Here is a 684-nt window from a genome sequence, read left to right as displayed (position 1 = left end):
CGCCATCGCGCGCCGCCGCAAACCGCGCCCGCCAAGCCCATCCCCTGGATGCGGACTTGCCGGGCGCGCGCCGATGCCCGCGAGGCTTTGAACAGGCTCTTAGAACCTGTTTACGATCTTTTTGTAAGCGATAATGGGCTAGTGAAGAGAAAATCCTACCCAAGCGACATTAGTCGAGAAAAGTTTGCTCAGATAGAGCCGCTGCTGCGTGGCGTTCGACGTAACACCAAACCGGTACAGCTGGATCTGTATGAAGTGTTCTGCGCTGTGCTCTATCTTCTGCGCACAGGTTGTCAGTGGCGCTATCTACCGCCTGACTTTCCCAAGTGGCAGAACGTCTATGCGTATTGGCGAAAATGGACTGCACCTGACTTGCACGGCGTAAGCGTGTTGGAGTTGGCATTAAAAAAATCAGGTTGGCGCGGCCCGAGAGAAACTGGGGCGGAACGCCTCAAGCACGCTCTTGATCGTGGACGCGCAGAGCGTGAAGAACACTGATACAGCAGGGTTAAAAGGCTACGACGCGGGTAAGAAGATATCAGGCATCAAACGCCATATCGTAGTGGATACCCAGGGCTTACCGCACGCGGTAGCAGTGACTACAGCGGAGGTGACTGATCGCAAAGGAGCCCTCAAAGCGCTAGCGCGCTGCCAGAGTGGGCTCAAGCGGGTGCAAAGCCTGCT

1 pseudogene is annotated in these 684 nt (G+C 56.3%); it reads left to right on the top strand.

The annotated features are described in order from the left end of the window. Nucleotides 1–141: 141 nt before the first annotated feature. Nucleotides 142–684: pseudogene (locus VI26_RS24135) on the top strand (IS5 family transposase); the annotation flags it as partial.

The organism is Chromobacterium sp. LK1 (assembly GCF_001043555.1).
GTDB classification, from domain to species: Bacteria; Pseudomonadota; Gammaproteobacteria; order Burkholderiales; family Chromobacteriaceae; genus Chromobacterium; species Chromobacterium aquaticum.
This window is presented reverse-complemented; position numbering and strand designations above follow the sequence as displayed.